Source organism: Oleiphilus sp. HI0132, assembly GCF_001635845.1.
The window spans coordinates 1-15,462 of the sequence record NZ_LWGJ01001581.1 but is presented as its reverse complement, the minus strand read 5'-3'; the positions used below and the strand labels follow the sequence as shown (position 1 = coordinate 15,462).

Sequence of the window (15,462 nt, the reverse complement as noted above, 5' to 3'; positions counted from 1 at the left end):
ATTCCCGAAGATATATATAATGGCTGGAATGCTCGTGAAGCGGGTTCCAAGGCTGAGAAAGATTGGTCTGCTCGTTTTGATGCATACGCAGAGGTATATCCAGAACTTGCTAGCGAATTCAATCGTCGTTTAGCTGGTGAGCTTCCAGAAGATTTTGCTAAACAAGCAGATCAATACATTAATCAGTTGCAAGAAGATGGTGCAACGATTGCCAGCCGAAAGGCATCGCAGAATTCCTTGAACCAGTTTGGTCCAATGCTTCCTGAATTAATGGGGGGCTCTGCTGATCTTGCTGCGTCTAACCTGACTTTATGGAGTGGCTGTAAGGGCTTGGAAGCTAATGATGCGGCCGGTAACTATATTTATTACGGCGTTCGTGAATTCGGTATGGCTGCGATTATGAATGGCATCGCCTTACACGGCGGATTTGTTCCTTACGGTGCTACTTTCTTAATCTTTATGGAATACGCACGCAATGCTGTACGTATGTCTGCACTCATGAAGCAGCGTGCTATCTATGTATTTACACATGATTCTATTGGTCTGGGCGAAGATGGCCCAACTCATCAGCCGGTCGAGCAGATTTCAAGTTTGCGTCTAACGCCTAACATGAACTGCTGGAGGCCTTGTGATACGGTTGAGTCAGCCGTGTCGTGGAAGCATTCCCTTGAGCGTGCCGATGGCCCATCTTCATTGATTTTCTCGCGGCAAAACCTAGTTCACCAAGAGCGAAGTAAAGAGCAAGTTGCAAATATTGAGCGTGGTGGTTACATCTTGAAAGACTGTGAAGGCTTGCCAGATTTGATTCTGATCGCTACAGGTTCTGAAGTAGGATTGGCAGTTGCTGCTGCAGACGAACTTACTAAGCGTGAAGTTAATGTCCGAGTTGTTTCTATGCCTTGTACTGATGTTTTTGATCAGCAAGATATCGAATATCGCCTGTCTGTTTTACCTCTTGAGGTTCCTGCGCGTATTGCTATTGAGGCAGCGATCGCCGATTACTGGTACAAGTATGTGGGTATTGACGGACGAGTGATCGGCATGAATAGTTTTGGCGAGTCTGCACCTGCAGGACAGTTGTTTGAGGAGTTCGGCTTCACTGTTGATAACATCCTAAATGTTGCCGAAGATTTGCTATAAATGCACGACCTTATAGTGAGCCTTGAAGGTATCGGACGCTCTGAATGACTTATCGTGTCGCAATTAATGGCTATGGTCGTATTGGGCAGTCTTTGTTGCGTGCTAGCTATGAACGGTCGAAAGGCCGTTCTGTTGGTGACGATTCGATAAAGTTTGTCGCTATTAATGAGCTTGCAGATGCTGATACGATTGCTTATTTGACCCGGTACGACACGACATTTGGTAGATTCCCGCTTTCAGTTGATGTCCAGGGTGACTCGAAGATGGTTGTCGGGAACGACCTAATTGCCTTAACACGTTTTTCGCAACCTAGCATGCTTCCTTGGGAGGATCTGGGTATAGATTTAGTCATGGAGTGTACTGGTCGCTTTAGTTCTCTTAAGCAGGTTTCCGGTCATTTGGAGTCTGGTGCCGGGCGCGTGCTTGTTTCTCAACCAGGTGATGAAAGCTTCGATAAGACAGTGATCTATGGTGTAAATCATTTTGGCTTAGATAGTGGCGACATAATCGCCTCGTGTGCGTCATGTACTAGTAATGCTGTTGTGCCAGTATTGAGTGCTATAGATGAACGCTTCGGTATTGTAGCTGGTTCGCTTACCACTATTCACTCCGCTATGAATGATCAGCCAACGATCGATGCCTATCATCATCAGGATCTTAGGCGTACTCGAAGCTCGATGAACAATGTGGTTCCCGTCGACACAGGTTTGGCGAAAGGTGTTGAGCGTATTTTGCCTGACTTGAAAGGTAAATTAACTGCGACTGCTATGCGAGTCCCTACGATTAATGTTTCAGCGATAGAGTTATCGTTGTATGTAGATATGGCCGTTAATACTAATGATGTGAACGCATTGTTAGCCGAAAAGGCTGGTGCCGATAAATTTGGTATTTTCCACTACACCGAAGAGCCGTTAGCGTCGAGTGATTTTGTTGGTGATACTCACTCAACAATTGTTGATGGTAGTCAGACAAGAGTGAGTGGCGGACGTTTGATCAAGGTTTTGACTTGGTTTGATAATGAATGGGCATACGCAAACCGTATGCTCGATGTTGCTAGATATTGGCTTGCAAAGTGACTTTTTGCAGGGCCGCAATGTTATATGGGAGATTATATGTCTGTTCTTAAAATGATGGATCTCGACCTTAAAGGAAAGAGGGTTTTGATTCGCGAAGATTTGAATGTTCCAGTTAAAGATGGAAAGGTAACGAGTGATGCACGTATTCGAGCGTCATTGCCTACAATCAAGCATGCTATGGAAGCCGGCGCTAAAGTAATGCTTATGTCTCATTTGGGTCGACCAACTGAGGGTGAGTATGATGAGGCTTTTTCACTGGCGCCCGTTGCTAGTCATATGTCCGATCTGCTCGGTAAAGATATTCCAGTACTAAAAGATTGGCAGGATACAGACGGTCTGAATGACGGCGACGTTGTGTTATTTGAAAATGTTAGATTTAACGTTGGTGAAAAGAAAGATGATGAGGCTTTGTCAAAGGCCTATGCAAAGCTTTGTGATATTTATGTGATGGATGCTTTCGGAACCGCTCATCGCGCACAAGCATCTACGCATGGTGTCGGCAAATTTGCCCCTGTTGCCTGCGCAGGCCCTTTGCTTGCTGCTGAACTGGATGCTTTAGGAAAAGCATTAAAAGAACCTAAGCGACCTTTAGTTGCTATTGTTGGTGGTTCCAAAGTCTCCACTAAATTAACAGTGCTTGAGTCACTTTCTGATATTGTTGACCAGCTAATTGTCGGTGGCGGTATTGCTAATACCTTTTTAGCTGCTGATGGCAAGGCTGTTGGTAAGTCTTTGTGTGAGGAAGATTTAATTCCCAAGGCTAAAGCTCTTAGCGAAAAGACTCATATCCCATTGCCTACAGACGTCGTGGTTGGTAGTGAGTTTTCAGAGTCTGCAGTTGCGACAACGAAAAATTCTGATGAGGTAGATGAAGGCGATATGATTTTTGATATCGGCCCGGCAACCTCTGAGAGCTTGGCGGAAATACTGAAAAGTGCGGGTACGATAATTTGGAATGGGCCAGTAGGCGTGTTTGAGTTCGACCAGTTTGGTGCGGGCACTAAAGCGCTATCATTAGCCATCGCTGATAGTGATGCATTCTCAATAGCAGGTGGTGGCGACACCTTGGCTGCTGTCGATAAGTATGAAATCGCAGATAAGGTTTCGTATATTTCTACGGGTGGCGGTGCCTTTTTAGAATTTGTAGAAGGTAAGACTTTACCTGCAGTAGCAATGTTAATAGAGCGCGCAAGCTCATAAATTCAATCCATGTTTTAACCGGAGATAATCATGGCATTAATTAGTATGCGACAACTACTTGATCATGCTGCAGAGTATGACTACGGAGTTCCAGCGTTTAACGTAAATAACCTTGAGCAGATGCGCGCTATTATGGAAGCAGCTGATCAAACAAATAGTCCTGTGATAGTGCAGGCTTCAGCCGGTGCTCGTAAATATGCCGGAGCACCTTTTTTGCGTCATCTTATTTTGGCGGCTATCGAAGAATTCCCGCACATTCCTGTTTGTATGCATCAGGACCACGGTACTTCTCCAGCAGTTTGCCAGCGCTCGATTCAACTTGGGTTTTCTTCAGTGATGATGGATGGTTCGCTGATGGACGATGGCAAAACACCTTCCAGCTACGAATATAACGTTGACGTCACAAAGCGCACTGTTGAAATGGCGCATGCTTGCGGTGTTTCTGTTGAAGGTGAGCTTGGCTGTTTGGGGTCTTTAGAAACTGGCCAGGCAGGTGAAGAAGATGGTGTTGGTGCTGAAGGTACACTTAGTCACGATCAGATGTTAACTGATCCAGAAGAGGCAGCAGATTTTGTTAAGCAAACTGGTGTTGATGCGTTAGCGATTGCATGTGGTACAAGCCATGGCGCGTATAAGTTCACGCGTCCACCTACTGGTGATATTTTGGCTATTGACCGTATTAAAGCGATAAATGAACGTATTCCTGGTACGCACCTGGTAATGCATGGTTCATCCTCTGTACCTCAAGAATGGCTTGCTGTTATTAACGAGTACGGCGGCGAAATTCCTGAAACCTATGGTGTCCCTGTAGAGCAGATTGTAGAGGGCATAAAATATGGCGTTCGTAAGGTAAATATTGATACCGATCTACGTCTGGCTTCTACTGGTGCTGTGCGTCGCTTTATGGCACAGAATCCAGCAGAATTCGACCCTAGAAAGTATCTAAAAGAAACTGTAAGTGCGATGAAAGAAATTGTAGTTGCTCGATACGAAGCGTTCGGAACAGCTGGTCGTGCTGATAAGATTAAGGCTCAAAGTCTTGATTCAATGTTTGCACAGTACCAAGACGGTTCTTTGGCTCCGAAGATATCTTAACCTTGGTAAGGGCCTGAATTTATTCAGGCCTTTTTTCTCATTGCGTTTAAAAAAGCCCTCATTAAAACTTTTATACTCAAACTGTCCAATATTTTCTAAGCGAAGCTGTTACTTGTCGCACAATCTTGGAAGTAAACCATAGAGCGTTCATCTGGTACATGGTATAAATGCCTGATTCATTTCTACTATTGTATTTATATGGAGTTTAAATGCACTCTCACTACCTAAGAGCCGGGAAAAATAAACTAATACTCCTGGTTGTTATTTTTCTTTCGGGCCTTTCTGCCTGTGATAGCGATGGTACTCGTAGTCTGCCTGAGGCTGCCACCGATACTACTGCACCGACTATTGTTCGCATCACTCCTGATTCTGAAGAGATAAGCTACGGCGTGGACTTAAATCCAACTGTGTTATTTAGTGAGAAAATGAATATAGATTCTTTACTTGATAATCGAGTTGGTATTTATTCTGGTAGTTTCGATCCTGACTCAATTACAGAGCCTGTTGAGCGAGAAATAAATATTTCTCACAGTACTGTCCCTGGGGAGTCAAAAGTACCAGATGAAGAAAGCGGTAAATTGATTGATGTTGACGCTACTGAGTTAACATTAGGGCTGAGTAGTGGTCGTTTTGCCTTACATAACACTTATACTCTTCAAGTGGAATCAGACGTACATGATTTAGTGGAAGATGATTTGTCAACAAGTGAGGATGAGCGTAATTTTCTTGAAGGCGGGGAGAGGGTCGCGTTTACGACGGAGTCTGGCGTATGGCACGAGTCCGAAACTCTTAATTTCAAGTACTTGAATGAAGAGGGTACACAGGCAGTCTTTCATCAAGGGGACAGCTTTGAGCCGATTATCCAAAGTAGTCAAAGTGGCACTACTTTATTGGTTTGGAAGCAGAGTGTTGAAGGTGTGACACAGATTTGGGCAAGTCAATATCTAGCGGATCAGGAAGTCTGGGTTCTACCCGGAACTGAGTCTGCTTCACGGCATTGCCGCAAGAATCCTGACTCTCTTGATTCTTCCTGCGTTAACTCATTAAGGTTGGATAGTGCTGGTCTTGGTAGCGTTTACTCTCCAGAAATCGCTATTAATGAGCTGGGGCATGCGGTCGTTATATGGATTCAGCCAAGGTCTCCTGACGCACAGCTGACAGCATGGGTTAACATGTTTGATGGGAATGCATGGAGCGGGCCACGAGATCTTTTAAGTGGGTCTTCTGTTGATGGTGAGGTTAGAAATACCAGTTTTAGCTTAAGTGATTCTGGAGGGGTTGTTGGTGGTTTCATTCAACAAAGCTCTGCCGGTGTTCAGCGTGTAAGGCTGCTTTCTTTTAATTTTATTACCGGGTTTAATGGTTTGGGGTTTGGCGCTCCAATTTATATTGATACAGTATCAGGAGCCGATGTTTTGGGAGACGCCCAAGACCTTGAATTATCTCTTAGTTCCTCAGGTCTTGGTGTGGTGGTGTGGTCACAGGAAGTGTCGGGCTTCGACAGAGTTAGAGCAAGAAGATTCAATGTATCAAGTGATGCAACTCTGAGCAGTGATGAAACACAGTTTGTTGATGTTGTTGGTGCAGAAACACACTTTGCGGTTCAACCTAAACCCTCAATTTCTGATAATGGCGATCTCTACGTTGCTTGGCGTCAATCTTCTGGAGGTCGATATGATCTAATGCTTAATCGTAACGCTAGCGGAGAGTGGGAAGATGCTAAAAAGATTGAATATGATGACTCGGCAAGCGTTAGTGAGTTTACTCTGGCCCACAATAATTTGAACGAGTTATTTGTGGCTTGGTCAATGCTGTTCGACGATGGTGTGAACAGTCTTACAGTTCGTTCTTATCATCCCGGCTCTGGCTTTTCTACTGCTGAAGACATTCCAGTTACTGGATCTGGTTCTGAGAGACCGGTTACCAGCCCTTTACTAAACTTTGACTATGAAGGTAACGGTGTCTTAAGTTGGGTTCAGAATACTTCGTTCCACCCAAAAATCAAGACAAGACAATATTCTAAGTTGTCTAAGGTGTGGCTGAGTGAAAGTACGATTGTTCAAGAGACATCAGGTGCCGAAGTGTTAACCTTGAGGCAAAATGCCTTGCTACGTGACGGCAGAATACTTTCAGTGTGGGGGCTTTCTGATGTTACCGGTGCATCGCTTGGCAGCGCACTGTTTAAAGAATACCTCCCACCTATTGAGTAAGAAAAATCTAGGCTGGCTTGGCAATTTGATTTAGGGAAGTGCTACCGTGAAGACTCCCCCTCCGTGTCTGCCTCCATTTGATAACTTGATAGACCCTTGCTTGTCATTTTGTGTGTGAAGTTTAGTGACCATTTCAGCAAAATATATTCCCAGGCTGGTGCTGCCAGTTTGAAAGTTAATGTTATTTATTACTTCTCCTGGTGAGGCTTGCAATAGCTCGTCAGGATAACCGATTCCATCATCATGTATTTCTATAATCAGGTCATCATCTTTGATGTAGGCGACGATTTCAATGATCGATTTGGTATAGCGTGAAGCATTATTTAGCGCGTTATTAAGAACGCCCAAAATTACCTCCCTATCAAAATACCAAGATATATTTGGATCACAGGTGATTTCGAGTTCAATATTTTTATCTTTGAGCATTGGCGAATAGTGTGCGGATTGCTCGTCCAGGATGTCGTGAACAAAGCACTCATCGATATGTAATGATAGCATTTCATTCTGCAGGCGATATAAGCCAAGTAGCTGTACAAGGTAGCTATTTACACGTTCAGCCTCATATTTTACGACAGTCGTATTGTTTCTTTGTTGCCACTCTTCAGGCAGTTCTTCGCACATCTGATCTACGGAGTGTAGTAGCATGCTGAGCGAATTTTTCATGTCGTGGACAGCTGAGGCGATAATCATCGAGAAATCGGGTTGTTTGTCTTTACTCATGATACTGTACTCGTTCAATTTTGTTTTTTGGATTGAAGTTCTGCTACTTGCTTCTCGAGGTGTTTAAGCCTTCGGTATTGGTTATGCTGTTCGGGTATGTTGTTTATTTTTTCAAGGGACTGCTCTGCAAGCTTTAATAAGCTATGGTCAGCAGTTTCTTTAAATAGCTTCGTTACAACTTGAGCTAGATTAAGATTCAAGGCTGCGTGTCTTGGTGTATGCTTGAGCGCTTCTTTGAATGCTTCAGCAGCTTGTGCAAGTTGGCCTTGTTCAAACTGCTCAATACCTGATTTATTAAGGCGTTTTGCTTGCTTTTTGGCCACTAAGCTTTCGGGTTCGTCAAGCTGGCTTTCAATTTGCGCTAGCGCTTCGGGGTCGTTACTGAATCGCTCAGCGAGTGTGATTAAGAGTTTCTCGGCACGTTCAAGCTCGTTTAAGGAGTAGAGTGTCTTTGCTAGCTCGATGCCAATTTCCGCTGAGAGCTTCTCTTCTTCAATCATGCACTCTGCTTGATGAAGTTTTTCCTGTGCTGCTTCGGCATTGTTCTGACCATTAAATACTCGAGCCTCGATAAGCGTTGCATTGAGGCAGGCCTGTTCGTCAGTCGAAAATTTATGTGTTAATTCGTTTAGAACTTGTATCGCTTCGTCCGCATGTGTTTTGCCAGAATCACTAAGGTCTCCCGATGACCTTTCGGATAAGCAGCGGCCAAGGTTTAGGTAGTTGTCAGCTTTTTCATGTATTGAGTGTTCGCCATATCGAATAGCTTTCCTGTATGCCTCTGTTGCGCTTTCAATGTCTTGATTCTTTTGACATAGCTTGCCTAGTTTCTCATGACGTAGAATTACTCTGGGCGACATTTCAACTGCTGACTCAAGTGATTCTTGTGCTTTCTGTGGTTGATTCAGTTTCTCGTAGCAAGCTGCGAGACCGTCATATGCTTCAACCATGTAGGGGTTAAGTTTAAGTGCCGCCTTAAAGTTCTCCAGGGCAGGTGAGTAGTCTTGATTTGCTAATTGAGCTTGCGCCAGCCCTAGCGATGCCCACGGTATTTCGCGCTTTGCGATAATTGACTCATACAGCCTGATTGCGCTTTGTGTGTCGCCAATTTGTAGGTAAAGTTGGCCCAATGTTTGGTGGCACCAAGAAGAGTATCGTGACTTATCATTGATTAGTGCCAAGCACTGGCTGATAGCCTTGGGGTAGTTCTCTAGATCAAGTTCCTTATTTATAGGCTTTAGTGTTCGTTGTTGCATTACCAGTTGACCAAGGCGCTTCTCTAATACTGTGCGCGTAATTGGTTTTGCAATGTAGGCGTCGGGTTGGTACTCGCGTGCGCCGAGAACAACATCTTTAGCTGTTTCTGCAGTAACCATAACAAATAAATGGATGTGTTTGAGGCGCTTGTTTACGCGAAGTGCTTCAAGAACCTGTTGGCCGTTCTTGCCTGCACCAAGGTTGAAATCACATAATACTATGTCATAGAAGTTAAAGCGGCATTTTTCTAAGGCATCTTCGGCAGAATAGGCAATGTCGACATGTACAGCGCCAAAAGACGATAGCATGAGGCGCAACGATGAACGGAAGCTTTCAAAATCGTCAATGATCAAAAATTTAAGTCGTGGATAAATTTTATCGAGGTCGGGCTGTTTTTGCTTTGATGTCTTAGTTTCCACGTACGTCAATATCCATATCTACTGATTAGAAGGCGAGTTGTTTTCAAGGTAATCAATTATTTCCTCGACCAATCCATCCATCAAGTTAAGGCGAGTCTGAGTGCTGGCAAAGTTTGATTCAATGCGCTGCGTTGTAAACCAAGTAAACGTTGTGCCAAACAAGGCTAGTGCGAGAAATAGTGTGATGACTATCTGAGAAGGAGTAAAGTTTTGTGACTTTAATCGAAGCTCCTCGCTATCAGCTTTAGATTGCGCGAGTTCTAGTTTTAGGTTTCTATTTTCCTCGTGAAGCTCTTCATATGCGGTTTCTAATGTCGATACTCGCGCTAAAATTTTGCTGTTCGACATGTCGGCAATTGAGGTTTCAAGGTTTTTTTGTACTTCCTGGTAGACAGTAGGGACGTCTTTATCGTCATCTTTGGGCTTCAAGCAGATTCGACTGATCATTAAATATAACTTATCGCGATCAATTTGCTTGGATATAACGCCTGCAGCGCCCAGGGCGTGAGCTTCTTCATAATATTTATGAGCATGCTGTGAGGTGTACATAATGACGGGAATGTTTTGTGTGTCTGGGTTTGACTTAATGGCTTTCAGAGTGTCAAAGCCATCCATACCAGGCATTAAGTGATCTAGAAAAATAAAGTCCGGGTGAAACCATCCAAGTTGAGATAGTGCTTCCTCGCCCGATGAGGCTTGCTCGCATTGGATATCCATTTTTCTAAGAATTTTTGTTAGTAGCATTCTTGAAGTAGATGAGTCATCTACGACAAGCGCATTTGTATCGGCCACGTTTTTTACTCTTGATAGGCTTATGATTGTTATTCATTGATTTTAGCTGTTTTAACTTATAACGGAAATATGTGCGGCATATTTAATGTATTTTGTTGCTAATTGACCCGGATTAAGACGTGTATGCCTTAATTTAACCACAAAGCGTTGCACGCTGAACTATATATCTGGATAATAGCGGCCCTGATTTGACGCATAAACAAATAGAGGTGTTAAGCGTGAGCAATGAAGTGATTGATAACTGTTTTTCAGATTGGAAGAGTCGTGAAGCGACTGCAGAGGCGATGATTCCATTAATTGGTCGTTTGTACCGTCGTAATAATATTGTTACGTCCATCTATGGTCGTGCTGTTATTAACCAGTCAGTAATCGGAATTCTTAAGTCACATCGTTTCGTTCGCCAGGTGGAAGAGAAAGAATTATCTGTCCACGATACTTATGCGGTATTAAAGGTGATGGATGAGCTTGAGCTTGGTCATGCTCGTGTTGACGTTGGTAAGCTCGCCGTTCGCTTTGCTGAACAAACCAATGATGTTAGTTTAGAAGAGTTTGTCAAAGCAGAGTTATCCGACGTTGTTGGTGGCTACAGTGAAGAGGCTAGCAAAGCAGCTTCTGAAAATACCAAAGATGTCGTGTTGTACGGTTTTGGTCGAATCGGTCGCTTACTTGCGCGTATTTTGATTGAGAAAGCGGGCGGTGGAAATAATCTGCGTTTACGTGCAATTGTCGTTCGCGATGGCGGTGCTAAAAACGATCTAGAGAAACGCGCCAGCTTGCTTCGTCGAGACTCGGTGCATGGCCCATTCGAAGGTACAATCACGGTCGATTCTGAAAACAATCTATTGATCGCTAACGGAAATGCTATCCAGGTAATTTATTCTGGCGGTCCGGATCAGGTCGACTACACGCAATACGGAATCAATAATGCAATCGTTATTGATAATACCGGTATCTGGAGAGATGAAGCTGGTCTAGGTAGACATCTTGAGTCTAAAGGCGTTGCTAAGGTGCTTCTAACTGCGCCAGGTAAGGGTGACATTAAGAATATCGTTTATGGCATCAATAACGGTGATATCGCAAACGATGATCAGATTTTGTCTGCAGCATCTTGTACAACTAATGCTATTACGCCTGTTCTTAAGGCGATTGATGATGAATTTGGTGTCATTGATGGCCACGTAGAGACTGTCCATTCTTACACAAATGACCAGAACTTGATTGATAACTATCACAAAGGTAGTCGTCGTGGTCGTAGCGCTCCGTTGAATATGGTTATTACTGAAACAGGTGCCGCAAAAGCTGTTTCAAAGGCACTTCCAAAGATGGAAGGTCGTTTGACGGGTAATGCGATTCGTGTTCCAACTCCGAATGTCTCAATGGCTATTCTAAATCTGAATATCGAAAAAGCTACATCTGTTGAAGATGTGAATGCTTATTTGCGTAATATTTCCCTGCATTCTGATTTGGCTAAGCAGATTGATTATCTGACTTCAGATGAAGTTGTTTCAACTGACTTTGTTGGTTCACGTCGTGCTGGTATTGTAGATTCGAATGCAACTATCGTAAGCGGTAAGCGTTTGGTTCTTTATGTTTGGTACGATAACGAGTTTGGTTATAGTGCGCAGGTTGTGCGTATTGCCAACCAAATGGCTGGCATAGAATATCCCGTCTTCCCTAAGAGCTAGAGTCTAATATTTCCTTCAGGCGCTAACTGTTCAGTTGGCGCCTTTATTTTCTTTCTTGTATAAGCTGACTTTTACTACTTTACTTATCTTGTCTACCTAGTTGGTAGTATCTAGTGCTCCTATATTTGTACGCTAAAACGCTAGGGTTGATTTTTTAAGCAGGTTGGCACTTTAAATGGGTAGAATATAAGTAAATTTTGGTGTGTAGTGTAGCAATATGTTAAATGGCTCACTATAATTGTCCACGATTTTAGGTTCGCCGCAATCGAGTGGTAATGCTTTAACTGTATGGCACTCAACAGAACAAATTCTAACGTGGCGGAAAATTCACAAATTCTGATGAGAAGGCAGGATTAATGGTCAATATTAAAAAAGGCCTCGATCTTCCAATATCCGGTTCTCCCGAACAAAGCATCACCCAAGGAAATTCCATTAGCAAGGTTGCTATAGTTGGATTTGACTATGTTGGTATGAAGCCAACCATGTCTGTTCAGGTTGGTGACAAGGTAGCTAAGGGACAACTTCTTTTTGAAGATAAGAAAACCGAAGGTGTGAAATTTACTGCACCAGCTAGCGGGACGGTTATTGAAGTAAATCGTGGCGAAAAGCGCGTATTCCAGTCGATTGTAATCGAGAAATCTGGTGATGAAAAAGTAGAGTTTGCAAAATACTCCGCTTCAGATCTTGGAAGTCTTACTCGTGAACAAGTCGTATCGAATCTGGTTGAATCTGGCGTCTGGACAGCATTTCGAACTAGGCCTTATAGTAAAGTGCCTGAGTTGACTGCTCAGCCAAATTCAATATTTGTTACCGCAATTGATACTAACCCATTAGCTGCTGATCCTGAAGTAGTGTTGTCGGGCGAAGGTGAGGCTTTTAGTCAAGGTTTAAGTATTATTGAAAAACTTACTGAAGGTAAGGTTTTTGTTTGTACTAAAGCTGGTTCTAACATCGAACTACCACCCATCGCGCGCGTAGAAAAGCAAGAGTTTTCTGGCCCGCACCCTGCTGGTAATGCCGGAACACACATCCATTACCTTGATCCTGTAAGCGATAGTAAGAGTGTATGGACTATTTCTTATCAGGACGTCATCGCGATCGCTAAGCTTTTCACGACTGGCGAACTGTATGTAGAGCGGATTGTTTCTATTGCTGGCCCTTCTGTTAAGAAACCGCGCTTGGTTAAAACTCAATTGGGTGCCAATATATCTGAGCTGCTGAGCAATGAACTTAGTTCAACCTCTGCCAGAGCCATTTCAGGTTCGGTTTTTGGTGGCCGGACCGCAAGAGCTACAGTTGATTATTTAGGGCGCTATGCTTCGCAAGTTAGTGTTCTTGATGAACAAAAAGAGCGTGAGTTTATTGGTTGGTTATCTCCTGGTGCCAACAAGTTCTCTGTGATGAATATTTACCTTTCTAAGCTTAACCCTGCCAAATTGTTCAACTTTACGACCACAACAAATGGTAGTGATCGAGCAATGGTTCCTGTTGGTGCTTACGAAAAAGTGATGCCTTTAGATATCTTGCCAACTCAGTTACTACGATCTCTGATTGTAGGTGATACAGAGCAAGCACAACTTCTAGGTTGTTTAGAGCTAGATGAAGAAGATTTGGCGCTTTGCACATATGTTTGTCCTGGTAAGTATGAGTACGGTCCGATTCTACGAGAGAATCTGACTCGAATCGAAATTGAGGGTTGATCATGGGACTTAGAACAGTTTTAGATAAAATGGAGCCCCATTTCGAGAAAGGGGGCAAGTACGAGAAGTGGTATGCGCTTTACGAAGCTGCTGACACCATTTTTTATTCGCCATCAAGTGTAACCAAAACCACATCTCATGTTAGAGATGGTATCGACCTTAAGCGTATTATGATTACGGTTTGGTTGTGCGCATTCCCTGCTATGTTTTTTGGTATTTGGAACGTCGGTTTCCAGGCAAATACTGCTATAGCGGCTGGGCTGGGTACTATACCAACCGATTGGCATAGCATGTTTTTCATTGGCCATGATGCGTCAAATATTCTTCATAACTTCGTATATGGCGCAGCATACTATATACCTATCTACCTGACAGTGTTTGTAGTGGGTGGTTTTTGGGAAGTGTTGTTTGCCACCGTGCGTAAGCATGAAGTTAACGAAGGCTTTTTTGTTACTTCAATACTATTTACCTTAATCGTTCCAGCTGATATCCCCTTGTGGCAGGTTGCTCTAGGTATTTCCTTTGGTGTTGTTGTTGGTAAGGAAATTTTTGGCGGTACAGGCAAGAACTTCTTGAACCCAGCCTTAACTGGTCGTGCGTTTTTGTTCTTTGCATACCCTGCCGAGATTTCGGGCGACGCAGTTTGGACTGCTGTCGACGGCTTTAGTGGCGCGACGCCTCTAAGCATTGTTGCAGCCAGCGGAATTGAAGGTCTTAACCAATCAGTTTCATGGGTCGACGCGTTCTTAGGCTTTATTCAGGGCTCAATTGGTGAAACTTCGACGCTAGCGATTATGATTGGCGGTTTTGCATTGCTTGCAACCAAAATTGCTTCCTGGCGTATCGTTGTTGGTGTATTTGGTGGTATGACAGCAATGTCACTTATCTTCAATATGATCGGCTCTGACACTAACCCTATGTTTGCAATGCCTTTTTATTGGCATCTTGTTATTGGTGGTTTTGCGTTCGGGATGTTTTTTATGGCAACAGACCCAGTATCCGCATCAATGACTAACCAAGGTAAGTTTGTATTTGGTGCGCTCATCGGTGTAATGGTTGTTTTAATACGTGTTGTTAACCCTGCATTCCCTGAAGGCATGATGTTGGCAATATTGTTCGCTAACCTGTTCGCACCATATATTGACCACTTGGTAATGCAAGCGAATATCAAGAGGAGATTGGCACGTGTCTAGTAAAGAAACGGTAGGAAAAACTATTACGGTTGCATTTTTGCTCTGTATTGTCTGTTCGATTGTAGTAGCGGGCTCTGTTGTACTGTTAAAGCCAATACAAGAGAAGAACAAGGCGCTAAACCTTAAAGCTAATATTTTGGCTGCCGCAGGCTTATTGGTTGAGGGCGCTTCGGCGACTGAAATTGAGAATGCCTTCTCTGCGATTAAGCCAATGTTGGTTGACTTGGATAGCGGTGAATATGTCGAGGCTTCTGCAGTAAATAAGGAAAATGTCCTTGATTACGACCAGAGAAAAGCGGCTAAAGATCCAGCCTTTTCAACAACTCTTTCGCGAGCTGACGACGTTGCAGGTATCAAGCGTAGAGTTAAGTTCGCCAAGATCTACTTGGTTGAAGATGCCGGAAAGATTGAAACGATCATTCTTCCTGTAAGCGGTTATGGCTTATGGTCGACACTGCATGGTTTCTTGGCTTTGGAGGGCGATGCTAATACAGTCGTTGGGCTTGGCTTCTATGAGCATGCCGAGACTCCTGGCTTGGGTGGTGAGGTTGATAATCCGCGCTGGAAAGCGATTTGGCCGGGTAAAAAGGTCTACGACTTCGCGTCTAGCGATCAGCCAAAGCTTGGCTTGATTAAAGGCGCAGTTGATAAAAGTCGAGCTGATGCCGAATACATGGTAGACGGTCTATCTGGTGCTACTTTGACTAGTGTGGGTGTGACTAACCTTATTCAATATTGGACTGGCGAGCAGGGATTCCAAAAGTACCTGAATCGCTTGCGTGAAGGAGCTTAAGAATGAGTGATGTAACAGCAAAAAAAGTTCTTTTTGAACCAGTTTTTAGCAATAACCCTATCGCACTTCAAATCTTAGGTATTTGTTCTGCGTTAGCCGTTACCACTAGTATGGAGCTATCGGTTGTTATGGGCTTGGCTGTATGTGCAGTATGTGGCCTATCTAACTTGTTTGTATCCGTA

The 15,462-nt window shown here is 43.7% G+C and carries 13 protein-coding genes; 10 read left to right on the top strand and 3 right to left on the bottom strand.

Annotated elements, in window-relative coordinates; translation table 11 throughout:
- The 5 genes from A3766_RS24455 to A3766_RS24435 form a co-directional block, all read left to right on the top strand.
- Positions 1-1,140, top strand: a 1,140-nt coding sequence (locus tag A3766_RS24455) for a transketolase C-terminal domain-containing protein (protein ID WP_304440983.1), incomplete at its 5' end; no start/stop codon positions are given.
- A gap of 44 nt (positions 1,141-1,184) precedes the next feature.
- Positions 1,185-2,216 (top strand): type I glyceraldehyde-3-phosphate dehydrogenase, encoded by a 1,032-nt coding sequence (locus A3766_RS24450; RefSeq protein ID WP_068506446.1) that lies wholly within the window; start codon positions 1,185-1,187, stop codon positions 2,214-2,216.
- A gap of 36 nt (positions 2,217-2,252) precedes the next feature.
- Positions 2,253-3,416: a phosphoglycerate kinase gene (locus A3766_RS24445; RefSeq protein ID WP_068506448.1), complete on the top strand. Its 1,164-nt coding sequence runs from the start codon at positions 2,253-2,255 to the stop codon at positions 3,414-3,416.
- Positions 3,417-3,446: 30 nt separating this feature from the next.
- Positions 3,447-4,511 (top strand): class II fructose-bisphosphate aldolase, encoded by a 1,065-nt coding sequence (gene fba / locus A3766_RS24440; protein WP_068506450.1) that lies wholly within the window; start codon positions 3,447-3,449, stop codon positions 4,509-4,511.
- A gap of 209 nt (positions 4,512-4,720) precedes the next feature.
- On the top strand, positions 4,721-6,721 hold the full coding sequence (locus A3766_RS24435) for an Ig-like domain-containing protein (protein WP_068506452.1): 2,001 nt from the start codon (positions 4,721-4,723) through the stop codon (positions 6,719-6,721).
- Positions 6,722-6,751: 30 nt separating this feature from the next.
- Here the strand turns inward: A3766_RS24435 and A3766_RS24430 are convergent, their stop codons facing one another.
- Genes A3766_RS24430 through A3766_RS24420 form a run of 3 tightly spaced genes read right to left on the bottom strand, consistent with a single transcriptional unit; the run spans position 6,752 to position 9,909 of the window.
- A complete protein-coding gene (locus A3766_RS24430) occupies positions 6,752-7,441 on the bottom strand; it encodes a sensor histidine kinase KdpD (RefSeq protein ID WP_068506457.1) in 690 nt (229 codons plus the stop codon).
- A 14-nt stretch (positions 7,442-7,455) separates the two neighbouring features.
- Positions 7,456-9,117: a tetratricopeptide repeat-containing response regulator gene (locus A3766_RS24425; RefSeq protein ID WP_082880359.1), complete on the bottom strand. Its 1,662-nt coding sequence runs from the start codon at positions 9,115-9,117 to the stop codon at positions 7,456-7,458.
- 18 nt (positions 9,118-9,135) lie between these two features.
- Positions 9,136-9,909 carry a PleD family two-component system response regulator gene (locus A3766_RS24420; RefSeq protein ID WP_068506458.1) on the bottom strand — a complete coding sequence of 258 codons (774 nt, stop codon included), beginning with the start codon at positions 9,907-9,909 and terminating at the stop codon, positions 9,136-9,138.
- Between the two features lie 218 nt (positions 9,910-10,127).
- Here A3766_RS24420 and A3766_RS24415 point away from each other — a divergent pair, with 218 nt between their 5' ends.
- The 5 genes from A3766_RS24415 to A3766_RS24395 all read left to right on the top strand — a co-directional run.
- Positions 10,128-11,594 carry a glyceraldehyde-3-phosphate dehydrogenase gene (locus A3766_RS24415; protein WP_068506464.1) on the top strand — a complete coding sequence of 489 codons (1,467 nt, stop codon included), beginning with the start codon at positions 10,128-10,130 and terminating at the stop codon, positions 11,592-11,594.
- Between the two features lie 356 nt (positions 11,595-11,950).
- On the top strand, positions 11,951-13,294 hold the full coding sequence (locus A3766_RS24410) for a Na(+)-translocating NADH-quinone reductase subunit A (protein ID WP_068506466.1): 1,344 nt from the start codon (positions 11,951-11,953) through the stop codon (positions 13,292-13,294).
- Between the two features lie 2 nt (positions 13,295-13,296).
- Positions 13,297-14,487, top strand: a complete 1,191-nt coding sequence (locus A3766_RS24405) for an NADH:ubiquinone reductase (Na(+)-transporting) subunit B (RefSeq protein ID WP_068506469.1) — start codon at positions 13,297-13,299, stop codon at positions 14,485-14,487.
- A complete protein-coding gene (locus A3766_RS24400) occupies positions 14,480-15,280 on the top strand; it encodes a Na(+)-translocating NADH-quinone reductase subunit C (protein WP_068506472.1) in 801 nt (266 codons plus the stop codon). The genes A3766_RS24405 and A3766_RS24400 overlap by 8 nt, the downstream gene beginning before the upstream one ends.
- A gap of 2 nt (positions 15,281-15,282) precedes the next feature.
- Positions 15,283-15,462: Rnf-Nqr domain containing protein (locus A3766_RS24395; RefSeq protein WP_304440982.1), on the top strand; the 180-nt coding region annotated here is incomplete at its 3' end.